Below are 22,791 nucleotides of genomic sequence, written 5' to 3'. Positions count from 1 at the left end.
TTTTTATTAGATCGCTTCTTTCGAGCTAGATTTATCTTTTGAATGATCCCATGCATCAATATTATCAAGTCCAGAAATGCTGTCTTGATAGAAGACAGGGTCTTTTCCAGCTTTCTTTTGGGCAAGATAATCTTTGAGTGCGGCAAAGGCTACTTTCGAGAGCAAGAGAATGGCGATTAAGTTGACTACTACCATAAAGCCCATAAACAGGTCTGCTAAGTCCCATACAAGCTGAATTTGAGAAATAGAACCGAACACGATCATTGCAAGCACAGCAATACGATAAGTCATCAGCCAAGCTTTATTTGTGTTCAAGAACTCAATATTTGTTTCTCCGTAGTAGTAGTTACCAATTAATGTACTAAACGCAAATAGGAAAATCATAATCGCAAGAGCGCCTGCTGCCCAAGAACCAATATGAGTGCTTAAAGCAGCTTGTGTTAATTCAATACCGCTTAAATTTTTATTTGTGTAAGCACCTGAAAGTAAAATGATAAAGGCAGTACTACTACAAATGATAAGAGTATCTGTTAATACACCAAATGCTTGAATTAATCCTTGTTTTACCGGGTGGCTTGTTGTTGCAGCGGCTGCTGCATTTGGAGCACTACCCATACCAGCTTCGTTTGAGAATAATCCGCGTTTAATTCCTTGCATAAGAGCTGCTCCAAGAGAACCACCGGCAATTTGCTCGAAACCAAATGCATTTTTTACGATTAACGCAATAAGAGAAGGCATCTCTTGAATGTTCATAATAATAATAAAGAGTGCTACGCCAATGTAGGCAACAGCCAGTACTACCACAATATATTCTGACATTTTTGCAATACGCTTAACTCCGCCAAAAATAATGGCAGCGAAAGCCACTGTCATAATAATTCCTAACACTAAACGATTTGTTCCGAACGCATTTTCAAACGCAAGGGTAATCGTGTTCGATTGTACAGCATTAAAAATTAAGCCGAATGATAAAGTGATTAAGACAGCAAACAGTCCGCCCATCCAGCGCTTTTTTAAACCTTTTTCCATATAGTAAGCCGGTCCGCCTCGGAAGCCGCCGTCTTTGTCTTTTACTTTGTATATTTGTGCTAATGTACTTTCGATAAATGCTGAAGCTGAACCGATAACGGCAAGCACCCACATCCAAAATACAGCACCAGGTCCCCCTAAAGCGATCGCAATCGCAATACCTGTAATGTTCCCCGTACCAACGCGGGCTGCCATACTGATGCAAAACGCTTGGAATGGCGAAATTCCGTCTTTAGAAGAACTATCCGCACCTTCTTTTAATACACGAATCATTTCTCTTAATAACCGAATTTGTAAAAACTTTGACCTGAATGTAAAAAACAAACCAAATGCAATCAGCATCGCAATCAGTAAGTAGGACCAAAGAAATTCGTTGATTGAACTAACAAAACCTTGAACTACTTCTTGCATAGTTTCACCTCTTCATAAATTATAGTAGAATAATAATAAAAAACGTGAATTTATAGAATTTTCCCTCTATTTAGATAGATCTCCCTATTTCCCCGCTGTTTTTCTTCATTATCCTTGTCAAATCTTGTTGCTAAATCAGAACCTTATATATATATAAAATAATAATTTTGGTCTTTTGTCAACTAACCTCACATGGAAAAATAGGGTGATATGACAAATGAAGTGGGTTTGAAAAGGCGATAACAGCAGGGATGAAAGAATTTTCATTTTGTTTTACTTAATTGTTGCTAGAAAATAAAAGTTTTAGGCCAAGTACGCCAAAAACCGTTCCTTTTACATATTTTAATGTGTGCTGAAAGATACGGCTTTTTTTGACTTTTTTCCCAAGGCCTGAAGCAAATAGCGCAATAAGTGAAAAGATGATGAGCGTTTCGGCGATAAAGATGATACCAAACAAAATCATCTGCAAACTTACATGTCCAAGAGACGAATTAACAAACTGCGGTAAGAACGTAATGAAGAAAATAGCTACTTTTGGATTGGTTAAGTTGCTAACAAATCCTTTTCTAAAGTGATGGTGCTGCTGAACGTTTTCTGTTAGTTCCAACGGACCGCTTTTCTCGCGAAACGATTGGTATGCTAAAAACAGCAGGTACAGAACGCCTACAACCTTTAGAATCGTAAAGGCAATAATTGATTTTTGAAAGATAATAGATAGCCCCACTGCGGCTAAAAGAGTATGTACAAATGTTCCCGTAATAGATCCTAATACGGTTTTGATGCCTGCTTTGACGCCTGAAGCAATACTTTGTGTCATTACGAAAATCATGTCTTGTCCTGGTATTAAGACAATGATAAGTGACACGGCTATGTAAGGTATAAGCCAAGAAAATGTCATGATGATTCCCTCCCAACAGAATTTTAACCATTTCGACAAAAAGTTCTCAAGAGTGTGTGCTAATGAATTAATAGATTAATGGAGTAAAGTTAAGAAGGTGTAAAAGCGTAAAAAGAGGTTATTCTCCTTAATAAAAATCAATAAAAGGTGTAGGAGAAAAATAGGTGGTGTTGTATAATAATTCGATATAATTAATTTTTATAGAAAGAGGGTAAAAATTTATGAAGTACTGTTTAGCACAGCCGGAGGACGCTGTTACAGTTCACGATCTTATGCAGCAAGCCTTCTCCGTCTATCGCGATTCTGTCCCACCATCCAGTGCTCTTGATGAAACAATAGAATCTATTATGCAATCGTTAAAGTACGAAAAAGAAGCTGTCATTTTATACGTCGAAAATAAGCCAGTAGCGATGGCGCGTTTTACGCTAGAAGAAACGAGCTTATATTTTTACCGTCTGTCTGTTATTCCTGCTTTTCAAGGAAAAGGACTAGCTAAACGGCTTATTCAATGGTTAGAAACGTACGCCAAAGAGTGTGGTAAGGAAAGTTTATCATGCAAGGTGAGAATGAGCGTTTCTCGTAATATAGCTTTGTATGAATCAATCGGCTTTTACATAGAGGAAAAAGAAATCGTACATAGAGACGGAGTGGATATTCCTGTAGTAAATATGAAAAAAGAGATTCTAAAAGGAGTAATGGCATGAATAAATCAACTCTTCCTTTACCGCCTTCTGTCTTTCTTTTAATCGGTGTATTAGCCGTTTCTTTTTCTTCTATTTTAATTAAATGGTCGGACGCACCTGCTTCTATTTTAGGAATGTATAGACTGCTGTTTACGGTCCTTTTATTTTTACCGTTTTTACCATGGAGGAAAATGAAAATTCTTTTTAAACACAGCACGGTAAAAGAATGGCTAATGCTAGCTGTATCAGGCGTGTTTTTAGGGCTTCACTTTCTGTTTTGGATGGAGTCTTTTTCACATACAACAGTTGCTAGCGCTATGATTTTGACTGCGCTTGAGCCGGTTTTCGTAGTGATAGGAGCTTATTTTTTATTTAAAGAAAAAACAAGCAAAGTGGGAATCATCAGCATTCTAATTGCTGTTAGCGGCTCGGTAATTATCGCATCGGGAGATATCGGAGTATCTAAAACGGCTCTTTACGGAGACTTACTTTCTGTTTTAGGTACAGTGGCCGTTTCTGTTCATATGCTGGCAGGGCAAGATCTGTGCCGGAAAATGCCTCCTGTCATCTATAGCTTCGCCGTTTTTTTAATCGGTGGACTGGTGCTATTTTTCTACAATGTTTGGACACATGTATCGCTCACTCAGTATGACTCAAAAGACTGGTGGATCTTTTTACTTTTAGCACTTATTCCTAATATTTTTGGTCATGCCTTATTTAACTGGCTGTTAAAGTACGTAGGTGCTACAACGATTTCAATGGCTATTTTGGGGGAGCCAATTGGTGCCATCATTCTCGCTTATTTCTTGCTTGGAGAAATGACAACTGTTTCTCAGCTAGTGGGAGGAATGATTGTGATGATTAGTGTGATGATCTTCTTAAAGTACAAAGCAGCAGAGCCGGAAAAAGTCATGTCTCTTCAAGAAAAGTCCAATATCAGCTAATCGGATAGGCAAGCAGCACCGAGTATGATACAGTTTATTTATCATTATTTACCATTTGGTAAAGAGGCTTTTATTAAACTACATAAAGCGGGTGTAAATATGCTGAAAAAACTAACGGACCATGTTTATTACTTTCCTCATTCTGAAGAAACGGATCGGCCGGTGCTCGGGCTTATATGCGGGGAGAAGTATAGTTTCATCGTAGATGCCGGGAATTCTCCTGCGCATGCATCATTATTTTTAGAAGAAGTTGAAAAAATGGGCGTCCCTCCAATCAAAGGAGTAGCTATTACGCATTGGCACTGGGATCATACATTTGGCATTCATGCCATGAACAAGTATACAATCAGCCATCATCTAACGAAGAAAAAGCTGGCTTATTTAAAGACACTGCGCTGGGATGATGATGCCTTGGATAAACGTGTTCGGGAAGGTGAAGAAATTGAATTTTGCCGGGACATGATAAAGAAAGAAATGCCGAGTCGAGAGACGCTAATTTTACAGGAGCCGGACGTAACGTTTCATCATCATATGGAAGTTAACCTAGGTGGAATAACTTGTTGCATTCAGCATATTGGAGGAGTACACGCGCAGGACTCGTCCGTTGTCTACATACCCCAAGAAAAAGTCCTGTTTTTAGGTGATTGTCTATGCCCAGATCTTTATAGCGGTGACTGGAGCTATGATAAAGAAGACTTTGAGCGGATTCAAAGAGAACTTAAAAAATATGATGCGTATTATTATCTCTCATCTCATTTTGACCCTGAAACTTCTGAGGAACTTTGGCGAGATTTAAACCAATTGAGTGCGATTGGAGAAATTGTAGGAAATGAAGTGGATTTAGAAAAAGCATGTTTTCAGTTTGAATGTGAAACGTATAAGAAGCCAACAAATGAGCAAAAAGAGAGAATACAGTATTTTGTTAATGGAAACGCCAAACGCAAAAGCAGAGAACTGTTTTGATAGTTTATGCATAATGATAAATAAGCCCGCCTTGTTCATACTATGTTATGAGCAGGCGGGCTTATTCAATTGGTTGTGCAGTGATATAAGCTTTAAGTTATGATAGTAAAATAAATAACTTGACGAAATTAAGTTATAAAAATATAATAAGTTACATAAAGTAAGTTAATTAAAAAATGATATATTCAAAAGGAGAAATAATCATGAACTTTCACCGTGCCCCTCATGTATTTGTTGGGAAAGTAAATTTAAAAGTAGAAAATGTAGAGCGTTCACTTGCTTTTTACCAGCAAATAATCGGGTTTCAACTTTTAGGTAGAACAGAGAATAAAGCCTTGTTAACAGCTGATGGACGCACGGCGCTGTTATCGATTGAACAGCCGGAAAACGTTACAGCAAAACAGCCTCGTACAACAGGCTTATATCATTTCGCTCTATTGTTGCCGACTCGTTCTGATTTGGGAAGTATTCTGCAGCATTTGTTAAATAGCGGTTATCCGCTTCAAGGGGCGTCTGATCATCTAGTGAGCGAAGCGCTGTACTTGGCAGATCCAGATGGAAACGGCATAGAGATTTATCGAGATCGTCCGTCGAGTAAATGGGAATGGAATGACAGTGAAGTAGTAATGGCTACAAAACCTTTAGATGCAGAAGCGATATTAGCTGAAGGAAACGGTAAACCGTGGACAGGATTACCTTCATCTACCTTAATGGGACATATTCATCTTCACGTTTCTGAATTAGGGCAAACGGAAAACTTTTATCGAAATGGATTAGGTTTTGAGGTTGTGAGCAATTACCATAATCAAGCACTGTTTATTTCAACTGGGCGCTATCATCATCACATCGGACTAAACGTTTGGAATGGAATTGGAGCGCCTAGTCCTCTTGAAAGCAGCGTTGGTTTAGAGTCATTTACACTTGTTTTTCCAGCTGAAGAAGCAAGGGAACAGGTAATAAATAAGCTTCGTGAAATCGGAGCAGCTGTGTCCAAAGAAAACCAAGATTTCATCACAAAAGATCCATCAGGCAATATAATTAGATTAGTCCTTTAAAATAAAAGCTGCCGCAATTGGCAGCTTTTATTTATCGCAATGTTCGTCAAAATAGGAAAGAAATGTACACTTTTTTCTCAAATGGTAAGATGATAATGGCGAAAAGGGTGTTATTTTCAGGGAAATAAACGAAGAGTCTTACGTTTAAAAAAGTTTGTAAATAAGCGGGCGTGGGAATAAAATACATATCAAGCATCATTTCTTATCGTTATTGAATCTTTATATAAAGTCTTTTCATATAAAACCTTGAAGGAAGGGAGCGGAAACCTGTGAGATATAAAGTGAAACATTGGCTTAGATTAACTTCAGACGAGCGCTATCTTGTATTGTTTGCTACTGCTGCTTTGCAAAAAGAAAAGCGATAAAAGAGTTGTTAATAGTAAGGAAAGTAGCTTTATATGCTAACGAAAAGGTAATAAAAGGCCTGAAAATAAATATATTTATTTTCAGGCCTTTTATTGTTTTCAAACCTTTGTTAAGTCAACTGTTGAGAGATAGCTTCAGCCGTTTGTTTGCCGTTTGTTATACACGCTGCAATGCCTACTCCATAGTAAGAACAGCCGGCTAATGTAATAGCGGGGTGCTTGTCATGCAATTTTTGGGTCAAGCTGCGTACAAGTTCACCGTGTTTAAGGTGATAGGTAGGCATCAATTTATCCCAATTGGTTACGTCGCTTTCAATGGGCTGCTCTTTAATTCCTAAGCTGTTTTCAATGTCCTTTTGTGCCACTGCTAGCAGCTCTGCTTTTGACATCGTCCGTAGGCTGTCAAAGTGGTGACTCGTGCTTTTATAAAATAAGCGAACTAACAAATTCCCTCGCTTAGAGGTGTGAGCCCATTTTTTGCTCGTCCACGTGCAGGCATTGGCGATTAAGTTGCTTGATTGAGAGGCAATAAACCCGGTGCCTTCAGCGGGAAGGTATTCGTCTGGAACGTCATAGCCGATGTACACGCTAATCAGAGAAGAATCTTTTAACTGCTCAAAGTCTTCGTTTAATTCGGGATCGTTCAACAGGTGCTGAGCAGCCGTATGCGGTGTAGCTAACACCACGTAATCCGCTGAAAGGGCTTGCCCCGGCGTACTGATTTGGTAACGTTCACCGTTCCGTTTTATGCTGGTGGTTGGCGTATCTTTTAAAATCGTTACATCAGAAAGCTCTTCTTCTAAGCGGTGAATAATCGTTGATAAACCTTGTTTAAACGAAATGAATTTTTTATTTCCTGCCGTTTTAAATTTTTTTTCATTGGCTCCCATTCCTTTGATGATGCTGCCGTACGTGTTTTTGTAGTCGAGCAGATACGGGAGAGTCGAAGAAATCGTAAGTTTGTCTAAATCGCCAGAGTAGACGCCGGATAAAATAGGTGCAATTTGCTTTTCTACTAGCTCTTCTCCTAAAAAATGTTTTAAAAAGAGTCCAATTGAGCTGTCTTTCGTAAACGTTGTATTTTTAGTAATTAAGTCTTTTAAAGCTGTAATTTTAGCTTTTGAAGAAATCAGCTCGCTTTTAAAAAGAGATTCCACGCTTGTTGGAATACCGAACATGGTATCTTCAGGAATTGGAAGCAGCTCATTAGCAGAGTAAATAAACGATTTGCCCGTTTCGTTATAGACTAAATCGTTTGTTAAGTACAGCTCTTCTAGCAGGGGCATCACGTTTTCTTTTCGAGCTACGATAGAATCTGCCCCTGTTTCCATAATAAATTCCCCAGCTTCACGCGTATTGATTTTCCCTCCTAAATAGGCATGTTTCTCTAGTAATAATAATTTAAGCGGGAGATTACGTTCTCGTTTTAGTTTCTGCAAATAGTACAGAGTGGTTAAGCCCGTAATTCCTCCTCCAATAACAGCGACCGTTTTCAAAATATTCACTCCTACATTTTCAACAATTAGTCTGTAATATACGAAAATCATACCACTATGACTAGGAAAAGTGTAATGAATTGATTGTGAACATAGTGTGTGCAAACACGAAAAGAAATATTGAAACTATACGATTAGATATTTTGAAATTACATAAAATAAAAGCTCATACACGTAGAGAAAATGACTGAGACGCAGCAGTGAAGAAAGGAGGAAGCATCATGCTCGGCGGTTTTATGGAAACGCTGAAAAAAGACTGGCTCGCTTTAGTATTAATAAGTGTTCTTATATGCGGTATTACCTTAAACGTACGAGCTGAAGAGAAGAGCGGACGAAGCGGATACATCGAACCAAAGCTAGTTTTTCCTGTGATCAGTGATGTTCATATTAAGGAAGCAGGAACGCTTGATTTGCGTACTTTTCAACATGCATTAACGCAATTAAATGAACAGGCACCGAAACAAGATGCCTTTGTAGTGGTAGGAGATTTGGCTGATACCGGCGCGTTAAAAGAATACGACCGCTTTTTTTCTATTTATAATCAAAATAAACAGCCGCAGGCCGTATCTCTTTTTACGATTGGTAATCATGAATACCGGGACAGCGTAACTAATCAGCAAGCGCAGCAGCGTTTTTTATCTAAAACTAAAATGAAAGCTCTTTATTTTCACCAAGTGATAAAAGGATATCATTTTATCATGCTTGGAACAGAAAGCCGTCTGACCACCGGTGATTATTCAATCAAACAAATTAACTGGCTTGCTGAACAGCTGAAAATAGCAAAGCGAGATGATCCTAAAAGACCGATTTTTGTCTTTATTCATCAGCCTATTAACAATACACTGTACGGGAAAAACAGATGGGGGATAGAAGTGAATGAACAGCTTCTTTACAATACGTTAAAACCTTATCCGCAAGTCATTACATTTTCTGGCCATACCCACCATCCGTTGGACGATCCTCGTACTATTTTTCAGAGAGATTTTACATCTCTTGCAACGTCTTCTGTTCGGTATATATGGCCTGGTGCGGGATATTTACAAGGTGAACTTCCTCCTGGCTACCGAGATGTGAGTCAAGGTCTTCTCGTAGAGGTTTATAATCGAAAAGTAGTCGTTAAAAGGCGGGATTTTCACGCAAATAAGTGGACGGGAGAAGCGTGGGAAATTGACATACCTGCAGATGCAAAAAAGTTTCACTACACGAATGAACGAGATTTAGTAAAACCGATTTTTCTTCCAAGCTCTACTATTTCTGTTATACAAGAAAAAGCTTCAGCAAATCAGCTTTATATTCAGTTTACGCAGGCTGTGGATAATCTGATGGTTCACTCTTATCGCATTACCGTCAAAAATAAAGAAACTGGAGAAGTGGTCAAAACATATAATGCATTTTCTCAATATTACAGCGATCCTGTTCCAGATGTTCTAAGTCTTCCATTATCCGGTTTGCAGCCTCATACTGCGTATCAAATAGAAGTAGCGGCAGTGGATGCGTTTGACAATCAAAGCGACCAAAAATTAATCATTGAAGGCTCTACTAAATAGCTAAAAGAATCCTGATTTTTATGGATTCTTTTAGCTTTTTTTCATCTGTTTTTAATGTTATTTTCATTAGATTTTTAAGTGGAGTTGCTACACTGAAACTGTATTTAAAGTCATAATATGTAATTTTTATGGAAGTATCAAAATCAAAAGGAGTTTATATGAAAGGATCTTTTGTACGTTTTTTAATAGTAGGGCTGGTCAATACAGCAGTAGGTCTTTCCATTATGTATGTACTGCTTCATATGTTTCATCAATACTGGGCAGCAACGTTTATCGGAAACGCAGCGGGAGCAGTCGTCAGCTACGTGTTAAATCGAATATTTACGTTTAAAAGCGGAGTTCATTTATCCAAAAGCATACTGCGGTTTATTTTGGTTATTGGCATTTGCTACGGATTGTCTTACTATATTGGACTGCAGTTCTCCAGCTGGTTATTGCATCAACTTCCTGCTGCTGTGCGTCCGTTCAAAAAAGACGTCGGTATATTAATTGGAACAGGTCTGTATACGCTTTTAAATTATACGGGTCAAAAATACTTTGTATTTAATGCAAAAAAAGAAGCGGTCGTCGTACACGATTAGCTTTTAGCAATTATGAAATGGAAATAGGTGTTAACAGATGAAGAAAGAAACAGCTATGAATAAAGAAAAAACATTGCTTATTATCGCTTTCCTTTTGCTGCTTGCGTATGTATCCCCTATGTTTTTGCTCGGGGAAGATTCGCATATACGCGTGCATGATAATTTAGACTCAAATATTACGTGGTATAAAGTTCTGCATCGAAGCGGAGAGCTGTTTGGCTCCAGTCATGCCGTATTACCTCAAATTATTAACGGATTGCCGAGGAATACGTTTGGAACAGAATTTAGCGGTATTCAGTGGCTGTATGGTTTGTTTCCCACCATGCTTGCGTACAGCCTCAGCCAAACGATTACGCGCGTATTTGCTTTAATTGGAATGTATTTATTATTAAAAAAGCATTTTATTAAAAGCGAGGATGCTTATGCGATTCGAGTGCTTGTATCGCTTGCTTTTGCACTTACCCCATTTTGGCCTTCGGGCATGCTGAGTACACTAGGACAGCCGCTGGCGCTGTGGGCGTTTTTAACCATTCGAAACCGCGAAGGAACATGGAAGGAATGGCTTACACTTTTACTGCTTCCGTTTTACGCGAGCTTTGTGCTCGGATTTTTCTTCTTTTTAACGGCGATGGGAATGCTGTGGCTAAGAGATGCAGTTAAAAAACGAGCGTGGAACATTCCTTTTTTAAGCAGTATTGCAGCGATGACCGCTGTCTTTCTGCTCATTGAATACCGGCTTGTTGATTCGCTTTTATTTCCTGAGGCCCCGACGAGTCGAAATGAATTTTTAAGCTCTACTCTAGGCTTTGCACATTCCATTCGCCTTGCTTTTAAGAACTATACGCTTGGGCATACACATGTAATGACGCTTCATACCTTTGTCATTTTACCGCTTTCTTTTATTGTACTTTGGATTGTTGCTCGGAATCAGAAGGGAAAGCTTGAAAAAACGTTTTTGCAGTTATTTATTCTTAATCTACTACTGTCGATTTGGTATGCGTTTTGGTTTTATAAAGGATGGGAGCCGCTAAAAGAAAAGTTTCAGCTTTTAAATACGTTTAACTTTGCTAGATTTCATTTTTTACGCCCGCTCATTATTTATATGATGTTTGCCGTTGGCAGCTATGTTTTGTGGAAAAGGGGCAAGGCGTGGAAAAAGTTTGTGTGGGTGTGTTTGATTTTACAGCTGCTTGTGTTGTTTATAGCGAATCCTGAACTTTACTATCGCTACAATCATGAGCCGTCAGTCAAAGAATTTTATGCTGTTCATCAATTTGATGAAATCAGCAGGTATATTGGAAAACCTAAATCATCTTATCGCGTAGCAAGCATAGGGCTTCATCCATCTATTGCTCAGTATAACGGCTTTTATACGCTAGATACGTATAATAACTTCTATCCGTTAACATATAAACGTGAGTTTCGCAAAATCATTGCCAAAGAGCTTGATAAAAATAAAAAGTTAGAAAGCTACTATGATCACTGGGGGAACCGCTGCTATGTGTTTGTTAGCGAGCTAGGGAAAAAATATGATTACCGAAAAGACTCAACGAAAAAAATCCGTCATTTGCAGCTTAATATCAGCCAATTTAAGAAAATGGGCGGTCGCTATATCTTTTCAGCCGTTCCAATCGAAAATGCTGAAAGTGATGGTTTGCACTTTTTAAAAGCATTTAACGATAAACAGTCTGCTTGGAAAGTGTATGTATATGAAGCAAAGTAAGGGGGCAATAACATGAACAGACCTATTTTAACGATTGTTGTTCCATGTTACAACGAAGAAGAAGTATTCACAGAGACATCTTTTCAATTAACTACTGTAGTAAAAGAACTGATAAATGAACGTCTTGTATCAAGTGAAAGTACCATTTTATTTGTAGACGATGGAAGCAAAGACAGCACGTGGTCGCTTATTGAAAAAGAAAGCTGCAGTAATTTATTTGTAAAAGGGTTGAAGCTAGCGCGAAATGTAGGACATCAAAATGCTTTGCTCGCAGGACTAGAAGCAGCCCATAAGCAATCTGACTGTGTCATTTCGATTGACGCAGATTTGCAAGATGATATCAGCGTCATTCGTACTTTTGTAGAGAAATATTGGCTCGGGTATGAAGTCGTATATGGTGTTCGAGACAGCAGAGAAACCGATACATTTTTTAAACGAACCACGGCAGTAGGGTTTTACCGTTTTATGAATAAGCTAGGAATTCAGCTCGTTCAAAATCACGCTGATTTTCGTCTCATGAGCAAACGTGCTCTTGGTGAACTTATGAAATATAAAGAAGGAAACGTCTTTTTGCGAGGTCTTGTACCATTAGTAGGATTTCGCTCCACGGAAGTCACATATGACCGCAAAGAACGGACAGCGGGCGAATCAAAATATCCGCTAAAGAAAATGCTCGCTTTTGCATTCGACGGGATTACATCTTTTAGCGTAGCGCCAATACGCTTATTAACGCTGCTTGGAGGAGCTTCTTTTCTCTTTAGTATTGCGTTTGGTATTTATGCGCTGATTCAAAAATATTTAGATCATACGCAAATTGGCTGGACGTCTCTTATTTTATCGATTTGGCTTGTAGGCGGCTTGCAGCTAATGGGAATGGGTCTTGTCGGAGAATATATCGGCAAAATTTTTAACGAAGTGAAACAGCGTCCCAAATATGCGGTTGAAAGAGATTTATATACAAAACACTCATTAGACAAACAAAAAGATTTGCTTATGCATTAATAAGAAGCTTCTCCTAAATGGAGAGGCTTTTTTTGTTAAAGCGTTTATCATAATTTTTAGCGTAACGGGAGATGCTACTACTAAAATTTCTAAGGAGATTAAAATCTATGAAAAGACTATTTTATACAGTCAGCACTTTTTGTTTTGTTTGGCTTGCTTGTGCAACTATTCACGTCAGTGCTCTTTCCATTGAAAAGCTTCCAATGAAGAAATCATCTGAACAATGGGCCGTTGAGCTGACAAAAGCGAGCATGACCGGAGATAATCAGTTAAAGTGGAAAAATAACGTCTATCATACATATGGATTAACCGTTGAAAACATTGGAAAAGATGTAGAGCGCGTACAGGTCCAAGCTTTTCGGCATGAAGGAAAAAACAAGGCAAAATACAGCTTGTTTTCTCCCATTGAAAGGTCTAACTTAAGCAAAAGCGGTCAGCGTTTTCGCTATGCGAATTTTGCTGTTCCTGGAAAAGCGGCAGGTTTAGACATTATGATTAACTGGACGGACGAACAAGGCAATCATCAAGAACATTTTGAATTTAAATAAAAGTCTTCGCTTAGGCGAAGACTTTTTTTGCAGGAATTTATCCTCGCATGTGGAAAACGAACACGAAAGGAGAGATCGTAATGATTGCAAAAGCTACTGAAGAAGAAATACAGGAAATTCGGACAAAATCTGCTGATGCGCTGTTTGAAGGAACAATGAAGCAGTTTCATCCGTCAGCTGAACGCGTAAATGAACTAGTTGGTAGTGCCCTTAAAAAAGGCTGTTATTATTTAGTTTCGAGACAAGAAAATAAACTCGCAGGCTGGGTTCTTATCGGCCCGTCTGCCGACTTCTTTTCAAAAGAAGAAATTGGCTTTATCTATGAATTATATGTTGTACCGGAATACCGCGGGCAAGGTCTAGCCAAGCCGTTAATGCAAAAAGCAATCAATGAATTGTCTATCAAAGGATATCCTGAAATCAGACTCAGCGTTCATGCTGGGAATTTTGCACAGCATGTGTATCGTGACCTTGGATTTGTAGATAAACAAATATCAATGACCTTACAGATGGTAAAACGTCCGTAACGTTGGTGAATGTCAGCGAGTCCATAAAACATAAGATGTTATACATGCGATGAGGTTCGGTAATGAAAGTAAAAGTAAATAAGTAGCCCAAACAGCGCCTTTATCTAGTACTTCAACGGCTCCGCCACCTGTATTGTCTGAGGAGGGGGGATCTTCAAGCACGTTCATAATCAGAGCCGCCGCTGCTAAAATAATCCCTCCAATGCTTCCGGTTGTTTTGACAATTGCAACGTGGAAAGTAGATGAAAAGGCAATGCTAAGAAGCAGCAGCAAGCTTCCCAAAAAAGCAGATAACATATATCGTTTCATGTGCTCACCATCCTTTATAAAATCATACCATATTTTACTTCTTTTTTCTTTTTATTGAAAAGCTATTGACGTAACCTATAAAACATATTAGAATAGTCAGAAATAATTTAAAAGCGAAATATTCTTATCTAGAGAGGTGGAGGGACTGGCCCTTTGAAGCCTCAGCAACCACAATTATTGAATGGTGCTAATTCCAGCATAGCCTAGCTCTGACAGATAAGAAGAGGAATCTTTTTCTATGATGAAACCCTCTTCTTAGGAAGAAACATTTCGTATAGAAAAGGTGATGACATTGAATAATAAACAAACGGCTTTATGCATTGACGATTATTTAGATATATACTTATTAGCAAAAGAAATAAAAGACGAAACGTGGCAGCAGGAAATCTTAGCCGCGCTAAAAACGCAGCAAAGTCGTTCATTTGAAGAAAAACAATGCGCCCTCGTTCAAGAGATATGGGAAGATTTTAAACAGTTAAATGAAGATATTTCTTTTACGTATCGCTTGATTCAAGAAGAGCCAACTAACGAACAATTTCAGGCTAAATTAAGGAAATTAAGAGAACGGCGGATCACGCTGAGCCGTGAGTTATATTTAGCTAAAAAACAGTATGTTGAACACACGCAATAAAAAGATCCGCTTGATAAACAAGCGGTTTTTTTGCGTGAAAATGTTAGAATCGTTATATTTCGGGTAGTGAATAGATAAGAAAAGCAAAGGAGGGATAACAGTGGCACAAGGTGTATTATGTGAAGTGAATGAGTGTATGTATTGGAAGTCCGGAAATAAATGCAGTGCAGAGTCCATTTACGTTGTGAGTCCTGAAAGTAGTCACCATGTTTCTGAAATGGAAGAACCTGGATGTAAAACTTTTGAACCCGCGAGATAAATGCTAGTTTTTATAAAAAAGCATAAAATGAACGATGCGCTGACGGAGTTGAGTCGGCGTTTTTCTATTTTTAAAAAATACTATTACTTAGGTGCAATAATAAATACATAGTAAAAAAGCAGTGTCTGCATCTAATTGTGCGTTTAAACAAAATGATAAGATAATTTTTTCGTTTTTCGACAAAAGAAAAGTGAGAGAAAGGTGATAGAATACAAATATATAGCCTAGCTGACTTTTAGCACAAACTTATATGAAAGCGCTAACAAAAGGCTGTATTCATCTCGTTTTGACAGATTGGAAAAAGGGGAGACGTTTATGCAGGGGAAAACTCAGGGGAAAGAATTGAAACGCGGGTTAGAAGAAAGACATGTGACGCTGATGTCCTTAGGAGCAGCCATAGGGGTAGGGCTGTTTCTTGGATCTGCATCTGCTATTAAATTAGCAGGACCAGGAATATTATTGGCGTACGGATTTAGCGGAATGATTATGTTTTTTATTATGAGAGCACTTGGAGAAATGGCTATTCAAAAACCTGTTGCAGGTTCATTCAGCAAGTACGCACGCGACTATTTAGGGCCGCTTGCTGGTTATTTAACAGGTTGGAACTACTGGTTTTTATGGGTTGTAACATGTATGGCTGAAATTACAGCCGTTGGTATTTATATGGGGTATTGGTATCCGGATGTACCAAACTGGATTTGGGCGTTATCCGCGCTTGTCATCATGACAACGGTTAACTTCTTAGCTGTTAAGGCATATGGTGAACTGGAATTTTGGTTTGCACTTATTAAAATTTTAGCGATTGTGTTAATGATTGCCGTTGGATTATTAATGATTGTGTTTGGAATAGGCAACGGCGGCGTTGCGACTGGTATCAAAAACTTGTGGGACAACGGCGGACTGTTCCCGAACGGATTCAAAGGTATTTTGCTGTCGCTGCAAATGGTTATGTTTGCGTATTTAGGAATTGAAATGATCGGCGTTACCGCAGGAGAAGTGAAAAATCCGGAAAAATCTTTAGCAAGAGCGATTGATTCTGTCTTTTGGCGTATTCTTATTTTCTACGTCGGTGCATTATTTGTTATTATGTCGATTTATCCTTGGCAAGAAATTGGTTCACAGGGAAGTCCGTTTGTATTAACATTTGAAAAAATCGGCATTCCAGCGGCTGCTGGCATTATTAACTTTGTCGTGTTAACAGCAGCTCTTTCTTCTTGTAACAGCGGTATTTTTAGTACAGGCCGTATGCTGTTTAACTTAGCAGAGCACGGAGAAGCGCCAAAAGGATACGGCCAGCTTACAAAAGGCGGCGTGCCGGGAAAAGCAGTTTTAGCATCAGCGGGTGCTTTATTAGTGGGAGTAGCGTTAAACTACATTGTGCCTGCCAAAGTATTTACGTGGGTAACAAGCATTGCAACATTCGGTGCGATTTGGACATGGGGAATTATTTTGCTTTCTCAAATTAAGTATCGCAAAACGTTAAAAACAGGTGAAGAGGCAAAGCTGAAATATAAAATGCCTTTATTTCCGTTAACATCTTATGTGTCACTTGCGTTCCTAGCGCTTGTTGTTGTTCTTATGGCATATAATCCAGATACAAGAATTGCAGTTGTCATCGGACCATTATGGTTTATCGGTCTTATTATCGCGTACTATGCAAAAGGATTCCACAAACGAAGTCAGAGTTCAGCTGGGACTGAGCAAAAGCTAGTGAAATAAACGAAAAGACCTCTTTCTTGGAAAGAGGTCTTTTCGTTTATTTATTCTTAATTTCCTGTAAATTAATTAGTTTAGGTAGGTTTCAATAATTGTTTCAATATCATAAGGGGTAACACCTTCATCAAGAGAATAAATAGTGTCAGCTTTTTGTTTATCGTGGATAAGTGTTCCTCTAGCTTGTGCGTGAAATGAAAAAAGGTCATAAAGCGTTGGCTTCAACAGCTTTGTCATGGCTTTTCCCATAAGAGAGACAGATCCATTGTTTTGTTCGAGATTATTTTCAAATTCAACATGATGATGTAGCGAAATATCCGTCCAAATTAATTTTCGCTCTTGTAAATCAAAAATTAAGGGGATGGAAATCGTGGAATCACTAGCAAGATCTACTTTATTTTGTACGGTAGAAGGTTCGAATATCTCGCCGGACTCTACGTGCTGTCTCACCATCCATCCTCCAAAACATTCGGGAAGCATAACAAAAGGGTGGATAGAAAATGAATAAACGCTCATCAATATATAACGGCCGCCTTTTTTTAGAATCGTAGGGATATGCAAGTCAATAAATTCACATGCCCCGTTAGGAGCAGATGTAATATCTCCGCTGTGAAAAGCTTTGAAGCTTTTTGAAGATAAGTTTGTATAAGAAATATGCTCTTTATACTGCCAGTTTTCATCGTAAATTCCGGCAGATAAATCAATATCTACATTACCGGTGTGTTCACCATTTACAAAGCCTTCTTTCCACCAAATGAAAAAACGAAGTGTATCGCCTTCAGGAATTGTTAATTTACTGCCCCTACTAATCGTTTTTAACGTTTTGCTGCTTGAACGCTGTGAAAATGGTATAGTTTGTTCACGCAAACGTTCATCAATCCATACATTTCCAAGAGGTGGCAACTTAGCAAAACGTTCATGTAAAGCATCTTTGCATGCATTTATTACATCATCACAAAAATTTTTACGAAGAGAAGGTAAGGGATTATCAAGCGCCATTACTTTGGACACATTCCCTTTTGGAAACACTACGCGCATATCTTGTCTATGATGTCGATGCTTCATATGAGAATAAAGCTGAAGCAGTACTGGCGTAGAGACATGATGAGTGACCGTTGCAAATGCTGTAATAATAGAAGCTGCTTCTTGTTCCCCAGTAGATAAGCGCAGTAAATGGTCAATTCGTCTAGCAAAGTCACCTGGACGTTTTTCTAAAAGTGAAACTGCTTTTGAGACGTCTTTTTGCTCGAGTGCTTTCTCTACTTTACTATAGAAGGTCAATGGTTTTTTATGGTTTCGAACAGCATCGAATCCTTTAGCAGCGTTAGGAAATCGATGTTTGTATTCTCCAGGATGTAAAATTTCACCTAAACGAATCCACTTTACTTTATAACGAAACATATCTTCTTCTACGTTTGAAGTTCTTTCTAGCAGCTGCAACAAGCTTCGGCGTTCAAAACGACTAAACTTCTTAAATAAAGTGGGTGATGAAAGGCTAATATCGCCATCAGATAAAGCGGTTGCCAAACGTAAAACATCTGTTGCTGTTTTTAAATAAGAAGACAAGACATCAATAGGTAATTTTTTTGTTTTAATTAAAACAGAGCTAACAAATGCAGCATTTTCTTTTTGAGGAATGACTGCTGGAAGTAGGTCTAATACATGTAAATTGACAAGAGACCATTCAATGTCTGATCGATCCATTTGCGATAATGAGGTATTGGCGCAAATTAATTGGCGCATCATAAGGCCGAATTCTTCATCCGTTCCGAGGTCAATAATCCGTAAATCTGTAGTATCTAACAGTGGAAAAACATCTTGTTTTTCACTGTTTGGTAAAACCCCAGTCAGATAGTGAACCACGGCATTTATGTATAGTTCTGCTTCGGAAGCTTGCATGACTTCGTTTGGAAAGTTAGGATACATCGGTTTATATTTGACATGAGCGCCAAAAAGTCTTTTTAAAGATAAGAGAAGCTGCTCATAAAAAGACATAAATTCGTAGAACGAAAGAGTGAGTAACCGATCAATTAAAGAAGCTGAAGCTGTAAATCCTAATGCCTCAATGTTTTTTAACATGGAAGCTACATAAGCTGGGGCTAATATATCTGATCCTTGTTTTACAATTACTTTAGACTGTCTTCTTAAAAAAATATCGTTTTTCATTCAAACACCACCATGTATGATTTGCACAGAAAAAGCCAGGCGCTGTGCTTCCTGACTTTGAATATATGTATAGTTAAGTTAATGGATTAAGGAAAGGGATACCTCTAAATTCTAAGAGTTGGATGAGAAGGAAGAAGTATCATAGCCTTAATCTTTGAATATTGTACCATCATATTGAAAAGATGTAAAATAATAATAGTTTAGTAAGAAAGGGACTTTTTTATCTTTTTTACCTATCGAATTCTTTCAATCTTAAACCCATTATCAATTTGATGAAAACCGACTTTTGGATAGTAGTTCATAGCAGAAGGAGCGGAAAGTAATATCAGCGCGGTTTCTTCACCGATTTCTGATTGAACGTGTTTGAGGAGCTGTGTGCCGATTCCTTGATTTTGATAATCTTTTACGACAGCTAAATCCGATAAATAGCAGCAGTAGCTAAAATCTGTTAACGCTCTGGCTATGCCAATGAGTTCGCTGTCGCTCCAAGCGGTAACAGTAAGAGAAGCGTGATCAAGCATTCTTTGAATCCGATCAAGATCTTGTGCAGGACGTTTAATACCTGAATGTACAAACACTTTAGCGACTTGTTCCGCACGGATTGAAACGTTGGTTTTATACGTGATAGTCATTGCGTCATCTCCTTGATTTATAAGATATAGTCCAGTATATGAAGAACCTGAACTGAGAGTAAGTGTCAGAAACAGCGAATTTAATAGTATCAGTTAGAAAGGAAAGAATACCATGTTAGAGTTAATGCCCTTGCTCAATAAAAGAAAAGCAGATCCCATATACATGCAGCTTTATACTTACATAAAGAAACAAATTCAAAAAGGTACCATTCCACCTTATGAAAAACTGCCTTCTAAACGAAAGCTAGCTCTTCATTTAAGCATTAGCCAAAATACGGTTGAAGCAGCTTATATACAGTTAGAAGCAGAGGGCTATATTGAGATACTAGCCAGGAAAGGAGCATTTGTAAAAGAGATAAAAAATGAAGTCGTGCTTCAAGAACTGTCTCCCACCTATGTCTCTTTACCGCAAGAAGAACGGAAATCGACTGCTATTGATTTTAGCCACGGAAAGATAGATGTGGAAAAATTTCCGTATAATACGTGGAAAAAGCTAACGGTGCAAACTATTTATCATGATGAAAGCCAGCTTTTTTACAGCGGACATCCGCAGGGCGAACTGCTTCTTCGCCAAGAAATTGCAGCCTACCTTTACCACTCAAGAGGAGTGCGCTGCACAGCGGAGCAAATTGTGATAGGTGCAGGTACGCAGTATCTTATGTGGCTGCTTTCTGTTACATTGGGGAAAGAAAAAATAATTGGATTCGAAAATCCAGGTTTTCACCGAACGAGGAACGTTTTTCAAAGGCAAGGTATGTCAGTGCTCCCTGTTTCTCTTGATGATTCTGGCTTGAAAGTCAAGGAACTGAAAGAAAGCGGAGCGGATGCGGTATACATTACGCCGTCTCATCAATTTCCCATTGGTATGGTCATGCCGATAGCAAGAAGACTTGAACTACTAGAGTGGGCGGAAGAAACGAATGGCTATATTATAGAAGATGACTATGACGGGGAATTTCGCTATAAAGGAAAACCGATTCCCGCACTTCAAGGATTAGATCAAGACGATCGCGTTATTTATACGGGAACGTTTTCAAAGTCTTTGATGCCTTCTCTTCGAATAAGCTATGCCGTGCTGCCACACCGGCTTCTTCCAAGCTATGTAAAGCACTGTGGACTTTTTAAACAGCCTGTTTCAAGGCTTCATCAGCATACGCTTTTTCTGTTTATGAAAGAAGGGCACTGGGAACGTCACTTGAATAAAATGAGAACAGCATACCGCAAGAAACAAGCGCTGCTGCTAGATTGCTTGACTGCTATTATGGGAGAACGTGTAGATGTTATTGGAGAACATTCTGGATTGCATATTCTTCTTAAGGTAAAAAACGGAATGAGTGAACAAAAACTAATTGAAGCAGCTGCCAAGCAAGGGGTAACGATTTATCCAGCGTCTATTTATTATCATAGTGCCGATGACAACAACACGCCTTATGTATTGCTTGGATTTGCAGGACTGTCTGATGAAGAAATAAAAACGGGCATAGATTCGCTGTTTAAAGCTTGGTTCGTCCAATAAGAAGTGAAATTAAAGAGTTCTTTAAACAAAAAGACTTTAAACGGTCTATTTCAGCGAGAGAAATAGATAAGAACCAGCGCGTTTGATTACACAGACTGCGCCGGTTTTTTGTCTGGAAATCAAGGAACAGGCAAGAGTTGATAAGTTAGTGAACTTGAAAGTAAAGGAAAGTTTGATAGGAAGAAGATGCTTCTTGTAAGGAAGTGATAAATGTATGGAAAAGCGGCGTTACATTCATGCGGTTGTTTCTCGACCAGTCATAGTTTGCGAAAAATGATTTTCTTAGTTCGGCCGTCAGTTCAAGCTGTACTCCGGCTTTTAGCAAATTATCATTCACAATATTTTGTTCGCTTGTTCCGGCAATGTCAGAAGGAGCGTCACGGACTGTAAAGCCGTGTTTGCGCAGCGCTTGCTTTACCAGCTCTTTATAAAGCTGATTTTTTCCGCCTACATATACGATAGGCTGACTCCCGCTATAGCCGTGAATCGTCATGACGGACATACTTTGCTGAGCCATTCCTCTAGCAATCGGTTCGTCAAAGTTTTCTGAGGTTATGTGCAGAACTCCGTTGTTATTGGACTTGATGCCTTCGAATAAATAATAAGAAGCGGAAAAGCGATCGGCGAGTTCTTTGGCGACTTCTGATGTACCCGGTTCAATTCCTCCGCCGTGAATGGCCATAATGGATAGGTAGCTAGAGCGCTGTTCGTAGCGAATATCGTAGTCTTGATGGAGAATCTCGTGCTGCTGCAGTTCTGCATAAGAGGAATAATAGTCACCGCTTGCATAAGAAGGAAGGGGAATTAAAAAGCAGTACATCAAACATAGCAAAGTGCTCGTACTCCATTTGAATAAACGGTTCATTAATAATCACCTCTATTTATTCTATGATAAATAGAGGTGATTATTAATTTTTTCGCCCGATGTAAAGTAAGTGAGAAGACAGGCCAAGGTGATAAGGGTTCGATGCTTGTTGAATAAGGAGCTGAACGATGCTGTTCATTTCTTCAGAAGAAGTTTCCTGCCAGTACTTCCATTCCTTTGAATTAACTGACGAAGCAACGTTAGAGGCAATTAGCTCAACACATTGGAATCCATGGTTCGCTAAAAAAGGAATAATATCCTCAATTTTAGTGTAATAAGCGTGAGTAAATCGGCCTTCTTCTGCATGATCAAAGCAGCCTGATTCATAAAAATCATGAAGCGCTTCTGCCGTGTTGTTTGGTTTTAAACGTTCCGGTGATGTTAAAGAAGAAATCACGTGCTGAACACGCGGCATAAATGAAATAAAAACAGTTCCGCCTGGCTTTGTTACCCGATACAGCTCTCGAACGGCTTGAATACGATCTTGCTTCTTCTGTAAATGATACATTGGTCCAAGCATTAATGCCGCATGAAATTGTTCATCTGAACAATAGCGAAGGTTTCGTGCATCTGCCACATAAAAATTACGAAATACATTAAATACTTGCTGTTCTAAAGCTTTTTCTTTGGCTTTTTCAACTAACTGGGGCGTCAAATCAGTCAAAGTTACTTCATAGCCGTTTTCTGCTAGTTTCAAGGCATATCTTCCCGGTCCGGCACCGTTATCTAAAATATGACCGCTAGGAGGAAGGTGTTTTTTTATAAAATGCCAGTTTACTTGAAACTCAATAGGTTCTCGTTCTAACCGTCCCCATTCATCAAATCTGCTGTAATAATCGATGACTTTATCCATTTTAAAGAGCCTCCTATTCAAAAAAAGTTATAGTAAATTATAACAAAAATAGAAATAGTTAATAGGTGTATTTAT

Annotated in this window: 22 protein-coding genes and 1 riboswitch; of the genes, 14 read left to right on the top strand and 8 right to left on the bottom strand. The window is 38.6% G+C overall.

What is annotated here, in order from left to right:
* Nucleotides 1-6 precede the first annotated feature (6 nt).
* Together MMB68_RS01125 and MMB68_RS01120 are read right to left on the bottom strand one after the other, a co-directional pair.
* The gene (locus MMB68_RS01125; RefSeq protein ID WP_221783535.1) at nt 7-1,440 is read right to left on the bottom strand and encodes an alanine/glycine:cation symporter family protein; all 1,434 of its coding nucleotides are present in this window, start codon (nt 1,438-1,440) and stop codon (nt 7-9) included.
* Between the two features lie 277 nt (nt 1,441-1,717).
* Nucleotides 1,718-2,338, bottom strand: a complete 621-nt coding sequence (locus MMB68_RS01120) for a LysE family translocator (protein WP_013058667.1) — start codon at nt 2,336-2,338, stop codon at nt 1,718-1,720.
* A 221-nt stretch (nt 2,339-2,559) separates the two neighbouring features.
* On the opposite strand from MMB68_RS01120, the gene MMB68_RS01115 reads away from it, so the two are divergent.
* From MMB68_RS01115 to MMB68_RS01100, 4 genes are all read left to right on the top strand, one after another.
* Nucleotides 2,560-3,042, top strand: coding sequence for a GNAT family N-acetyltransferase (locus tag MMB68_RS01115; RefSeq protein WP_221783537.1), 483 nt, complete (start codon nt 2,560-2,562; stop codon nt 3,040-3,042).
* Entirely contained in the window at nt 3,039-3,965 is a 927-nt protein-coding gene (locus tag MMB68_RS01110; RefSeq protein WP_221783539.1) for a DMT family transporter, read from the top strand. Before MMB68_RS01115 ends, MMB68_RS01110 begins: the two co-directional genes overlap by 4 nt.
* Nucleotides 3,966-3,989: 24 nt before the next feature.
* Nucleotides 3,990-4,928 carry an MBL fold metallo-hydrolase gene (locus MMB68_RS01105; RefSeq protein WP_221783541.1) on the top strand — a complete coding sequence of 313 codons (939 nt, stop codon included), beginning with the start codon at nt 3,990-3,992 and terminating at the stop codon, nt 4,926-4,928.
* A gap of 203 nt (nt 4,929-5,131) precedes the next feature.
* Complete coding sequence (locus MMB68_RS01100) at nt 5,132-5,983, top strand: VOC family protein (RefSeq protein WP_221783543.1); 852 nt, start codon at nt 5,132-5,134, stop codon at nt 5,981-5,983.
* A gap of 475 nt (nt 5,984-6,458) precedes the next feature.
* Here the strand turns inward: MMB68_RS01100 and MMB68_RS01095 are convergent, their stop codons facing one another.
* The gene (locus tag MMB68_RS01095; protein WP_221783545.1) at nt 6,459-7,844 is read right to left on the bottom strand and encodes a protoporphyrinogen oxidase; all 1,386 of its coding nucleotides are present in this window, start codon (nt 7,842-7,844) and stop codon (nt 6,459-6,461) included.
* A 221-nt stretch (nt 7,845-8,065) separates the two neighbouring features.
* Here MMB68_RS01095 and MMB68_RS01090 point away from each other — a divergent pair, with 221 nt between their 5' ends.
* The 6 genes from MMB68_RS01090 to MMB68_RS01065 all read left to right on the top strand — a co-directional run bounded on the left by MMB68_RS01090 (nt 8,066) and on the right by MMB68_RS01065 (nt 13,772).
* Nucleotides 8,066-9,391 (top strand): metallophosphoesterase, encoded by a 1,326-nt coding sequence (locus MMB68_RS01090; protein WP_221783546.1) that lies wholly within the window; start codon nt 8,066-8,068, stop codon nt 9,389-9,391.
* A gap of 158 nt (nt 9,392-9,549) precedes the next feature.
* The gene (locus MMB68_RS01085) at nt 9,550-9,972 is read left to right on the top strand and encodes a GtrA family protein (protein WP_277548022.1); all 423 of its coding nucleotides are present in this window, start codon (nt 9,550-9,552) and stop codon (nt 9,970-9,972) included.
* 37 nt (nt 9,973-10,009) lie between these two features.
* Nucleotides 10,010-11,695, top strand: a complete 1,686-nt coding sequence (locus MMB68_RS01080; protein ID WP_277548021.1) for a DUF6044 family protein — start codon at nt 10,010-10,012, stop codon at nt 11,693-11,695.
* 12 nt (nt 11,696-11,707) lie between these two features.
* Complete coding sequence (locus MMB68_RS01075) at nt 11,708-12,697, top strand: glycosyltransferase family 2 protein (protein ID WP_264408503.1); 990 nt, start codon at nt 11,708-11,710, stop codon at nt 12,695-12,697.
* 107 nt (nt 12,698-12,804) lie between these two features.
* On the top strand, nt 12,805-13,245 hold the full coding sequence (locus MMB68_RS01070) for a hypothetical protein (RefSeq protein ID WP_221783554.1): 441 nt from the start codon (nt 12,805-12,807) through the stop codon (nt 13,243-13,245).
* An 80-nt stretch (nt 13,246-13,325) separates the two neighbouring features.
* A complete protein-coding gene (locus tag MMB68_RS01065; protein WP_221783556.1) occupies nt 13,326-13,772 on the top strand; it encodes a GNAT family N-acetyltransferase in 447 nt (148 codons plus the stop codon).
* Nucleotides 13,773-13,784: 12 nt separating this feature from the next.
* Here MMB68_RS01065 and MMB68_RS01060 read toward each other — a convergent pair whose 3' ends face one another.
* On the bottom strand, nt 13,785-14,081 hold the full coding sequence (locus tag MMB68_RS01060) for a hypothetical protein (protein ID WP_221783558.1): 297 nt from the start codon (nt 14,079-14,081) through the stop codon (nt 13,785-13,787).
* Between the two features lie 121 nt (nt 14,082-14,202).
* A riboswitch (SAM riboswitch) is annotated at nt 14,203-14,304 on the top strand.
* 69 nt (nt 14,305-14,373) lie between these two features.
* On the opposite strand from MMB68_RS01060, the gene MMB68_RS01055 reads away from it, so the two are divergent.
* The 3 genes from MMB68_RS01055 to alaP all read left to right on the top strand — a co-directional run bounded on the left by MMB68_RS01055 (nt 14,374) and on the right by alaP (nt 16,690).
* The gene (locus tag MMB68_RS01055) at nt 14,374-14,712 is read left to right on the top strand and encodes a hypothetical protein (RefSeq protein WP_277548020.1); all 339 of its coding nucleotides are present in this window, start codon (nt 14,374-14,376) and stop codon (nt 14,710-14,712) included.
* A gap of 100 nt (nt 14,713-14,812) precedes the next feature.
* A complete protein-coding gene (locus tag MMB68_RS01050) occupies nt 14,813-14,971 on the top strand; it encodes a DUF1540 domain-containing protein (protein ID WP_221783561.1) in 159 nt (52 codons plus the stop codon).
* Between the two features lie 315 nt (nt 14,972-15,286).
* Nucleotides 15,287-16,690, top strand: coding sequence for an alanine permease AlaP (gene alaP / locus MMB68_RS01045; protein WP_221783563.1), 1,404 nt, complete (start codon nt 15,287-15,289; stop codon nt 16,688-16,690).
* 66 nt (nt 16,691-16,756) lie between these two features.
* Here the strand turns inward: alaP and MMB68_RS01040 are convergent, their stop codons facing one another.
* On the bottom strand, nt 16,757-18,850 hold the full coding sequence (locus tag MMB68_RS01040; RefSeq protein ID WP_277447264.1) for a TerD family protein: 2,094 nt from the start codon (nt 18,848-18,850) through the stop codon (nt 16,757-16,759).
* Between the two features lie 233 nt (nt 18,851-19,083).
* On the bottom strand, nt 19,084-19,482 hold the full coding sequence (locus tag MMB68_RS01035; RefSeq protein WP_277447265.1) for a GNAT family N-acetyltransferase: 399 nt from the start codon (nt 19,480-19,482) through the stop codon (nt 19,084-19,086).
* Between the two features lie 112 nt (nt 19,483-19,594).
* Here MMB68_RS01035 and pdxR point away from each other — a divergent pair, with 112 nt between their 5' ends.
* A complete protein-coding gene (pdxR, locus tag MMB68_RS01030; RefSeq protein ID WP_277447266.1) occupies nt 19,595-20,998 on the top strand; it encodes a MocR-like pyridoxine biosynthesis transcription factor PdxR in 1,404 nt (467 codons plus the stop codon).
* Nucleotides 20,999-21,143: 145 nt separating this feature from the next.
* Here the strand turns inward: pdxR and MMB68_RS01025 are convergent, their stop codons facing one another.
* Entirely contained in the window at nt 21,144-21,863 is a 720-nt protein-coding gene (locus MMB68_RS01025) for a poly-gamma-glutamate hydrolase family protein (RefSeq protein WP_277447267.1), read from the bottom strand.
* Between the two features lie 43 nt (nt 21,864-21,906).
* On the bottom strand, nt 21,907-22,716 hold the full coding sequence (locus tag MMB68_RS01020) for a class I SAM-dependent methyltransferase (RefSeq protein ID WP_277548018.1): 810 nt from the start codon (nt 22,714-22,716) through the stop codon (nt 21,907-21,909).
* Nucleotides 22,717-22,791: the final 75 nt, after the last annotated feature.

The organism is Priestia sp. Y58 (assembly GCF_029522095.1).
Lineage (GTDB): Bacteria > Bacillota > Bacilli > Bacillales > Bacillaceae_H > Priestia > Priestia megaterium_E.
The sequence above is the reverse complement of the archived record's forward strand: the minus strand, read 5'-3'. Positions and strand labels throughout refer to the sequence as shown.

Excerpts from the sequence above, each read along its gene's own strand:
- MMB68_RS01020 (WP_277548018.1), bottom strand. The coding sequence starts at position 22,716 with ATGGATAAAGTCATCGATTATTACAGCAGATTTGATGAATGGGGACGG.
- MMB68_RS01075 (WP_264408503.1), top strand. The coding sequence starts at position 11,708 with ATGAACAGACCTATTTTAACGATTGTTGTTCCATGTTACAACGAAGAA.
- MMB68_RS01085 (WP_277548022.1), top strand. The coding sequence starts at position 9,550 with ATGAAAGGATCTTTTGTACGTTTTTTAATAGTAGGGCTGGTCAATACA.
- MMB68_RS01105 (WP_221783541.1), top strand. The coding sequence starts at position 3,990 with ATGATACAGTTTATTTATCATTATTTACCATTTGGTAAAGAGGCTTTT.
- MMB68_RS01100 (WP_221783543.1), top strand. The coding sequence starts at position 5,132 with ATGAACTTTCACCGTGCCCCTCATGTATTTGTTGGGAAAGTAAATTTA.
- MMB68_RS01125 (WP_221783535.1), bottom strand. The coding sequence starts at position 1,440 with ATGCAAGAAGTAGTTCAAGGTTTTGTTAGTTCAATCAACGAATTTCTT.
- MMB68_RS01115 (WP_221783537.1), top strand. The coding sequence starts at position 2,560 with ATGAAGTACTGTTTAGCACAGCCGGAGGACGCTGTTACAGTTCACGAT.
- MMB68_RS01110 (WP_221783539.1), top strand. The coding sequence starts at position 3,039 with ATGAATAAATCAACTCTTCCTTTACCGCCTTCTGTCTTTCTTTTAATC.
- alaP (WP_221783563.1), top strand. The coding sequence starts at position 15,287 with ATGCAGGGGAAAACTCAGGGGAAAGAATTGAAACGCGGGTTAGAAGAA.
- MMB68_RS01040 (WP_277447264.1), bottom strand. The coding sequence starts at position 18,850 with ATGAAAAACGATATTTTTTTAAGAAGACAGTCTAAAGTAATTGTAAAA.
- MMB68_RS01120 (WP_013058667.1), bottom strand. The coding sequence starts at position 2,338 with ATGACATTTTCTTGGCTTATACCTTACATAGCCGTGTCACTTATCATT.
- MMB68_RS01080 (WP_277548021.1), top strand. The coding sequence starts at position 10,010 with ATGAAGAAAGAAACAGCTATGAATAAAGAAAAAACATTGCTTATTATC.
- MMB68_RS01070 (WP_221783554.1), top strand. The coding sequence starts at position 12,805 with ATGAAAAGACTATTTTATACAGTCAGCACTTTTTGTTTTGTTTGGCTT.
- MMB68_RS01060 (WP_221783558.1), bottom strand. The coding sequence starts at position 14,081 with ATGAAACGATATATGTTATCTGCTTTTTTGGGAAGCTTGCTGCTGCTT.
- MMB68_RS01025 (WP_277447267.1), bottom strand. The coding sequence starts at position 21,863 with ATGAACCGTTTATTCAAATGGAGTACGAGCACTTTGCTATGTTTGATG.
- MMB68_RS01035 (WP_277447265.1), bottom strand. The coding sequence starts at position 19,482 with ATGACTATCACGTATAAAACCAACGTTTCAATCCGTGCGGAACAAGTC.
- pdxR (WP_277447266.1), top strand. The coding sequence starts at position 19,595 with ATGTTAGAGTTAATGCCCTTGCTCAATAAAAGAAAAGCAGATCCCATA.
- MMB68_RS01065 (WP_221783556.1), top strand. The coding sequence starts at position 13,326 with ATGATTGCAAAAGCTACTGAAGAAGAAATACAGGAAATTCGGACAAAA.
- MMB68_RS01090 (WP_221783546.1), top strand. The coding sequence starts at position 8,066 with ATGCTCGGCGGTTTTATGGAAACGCTGAAAAAAGACTGGCTCGCTTTA.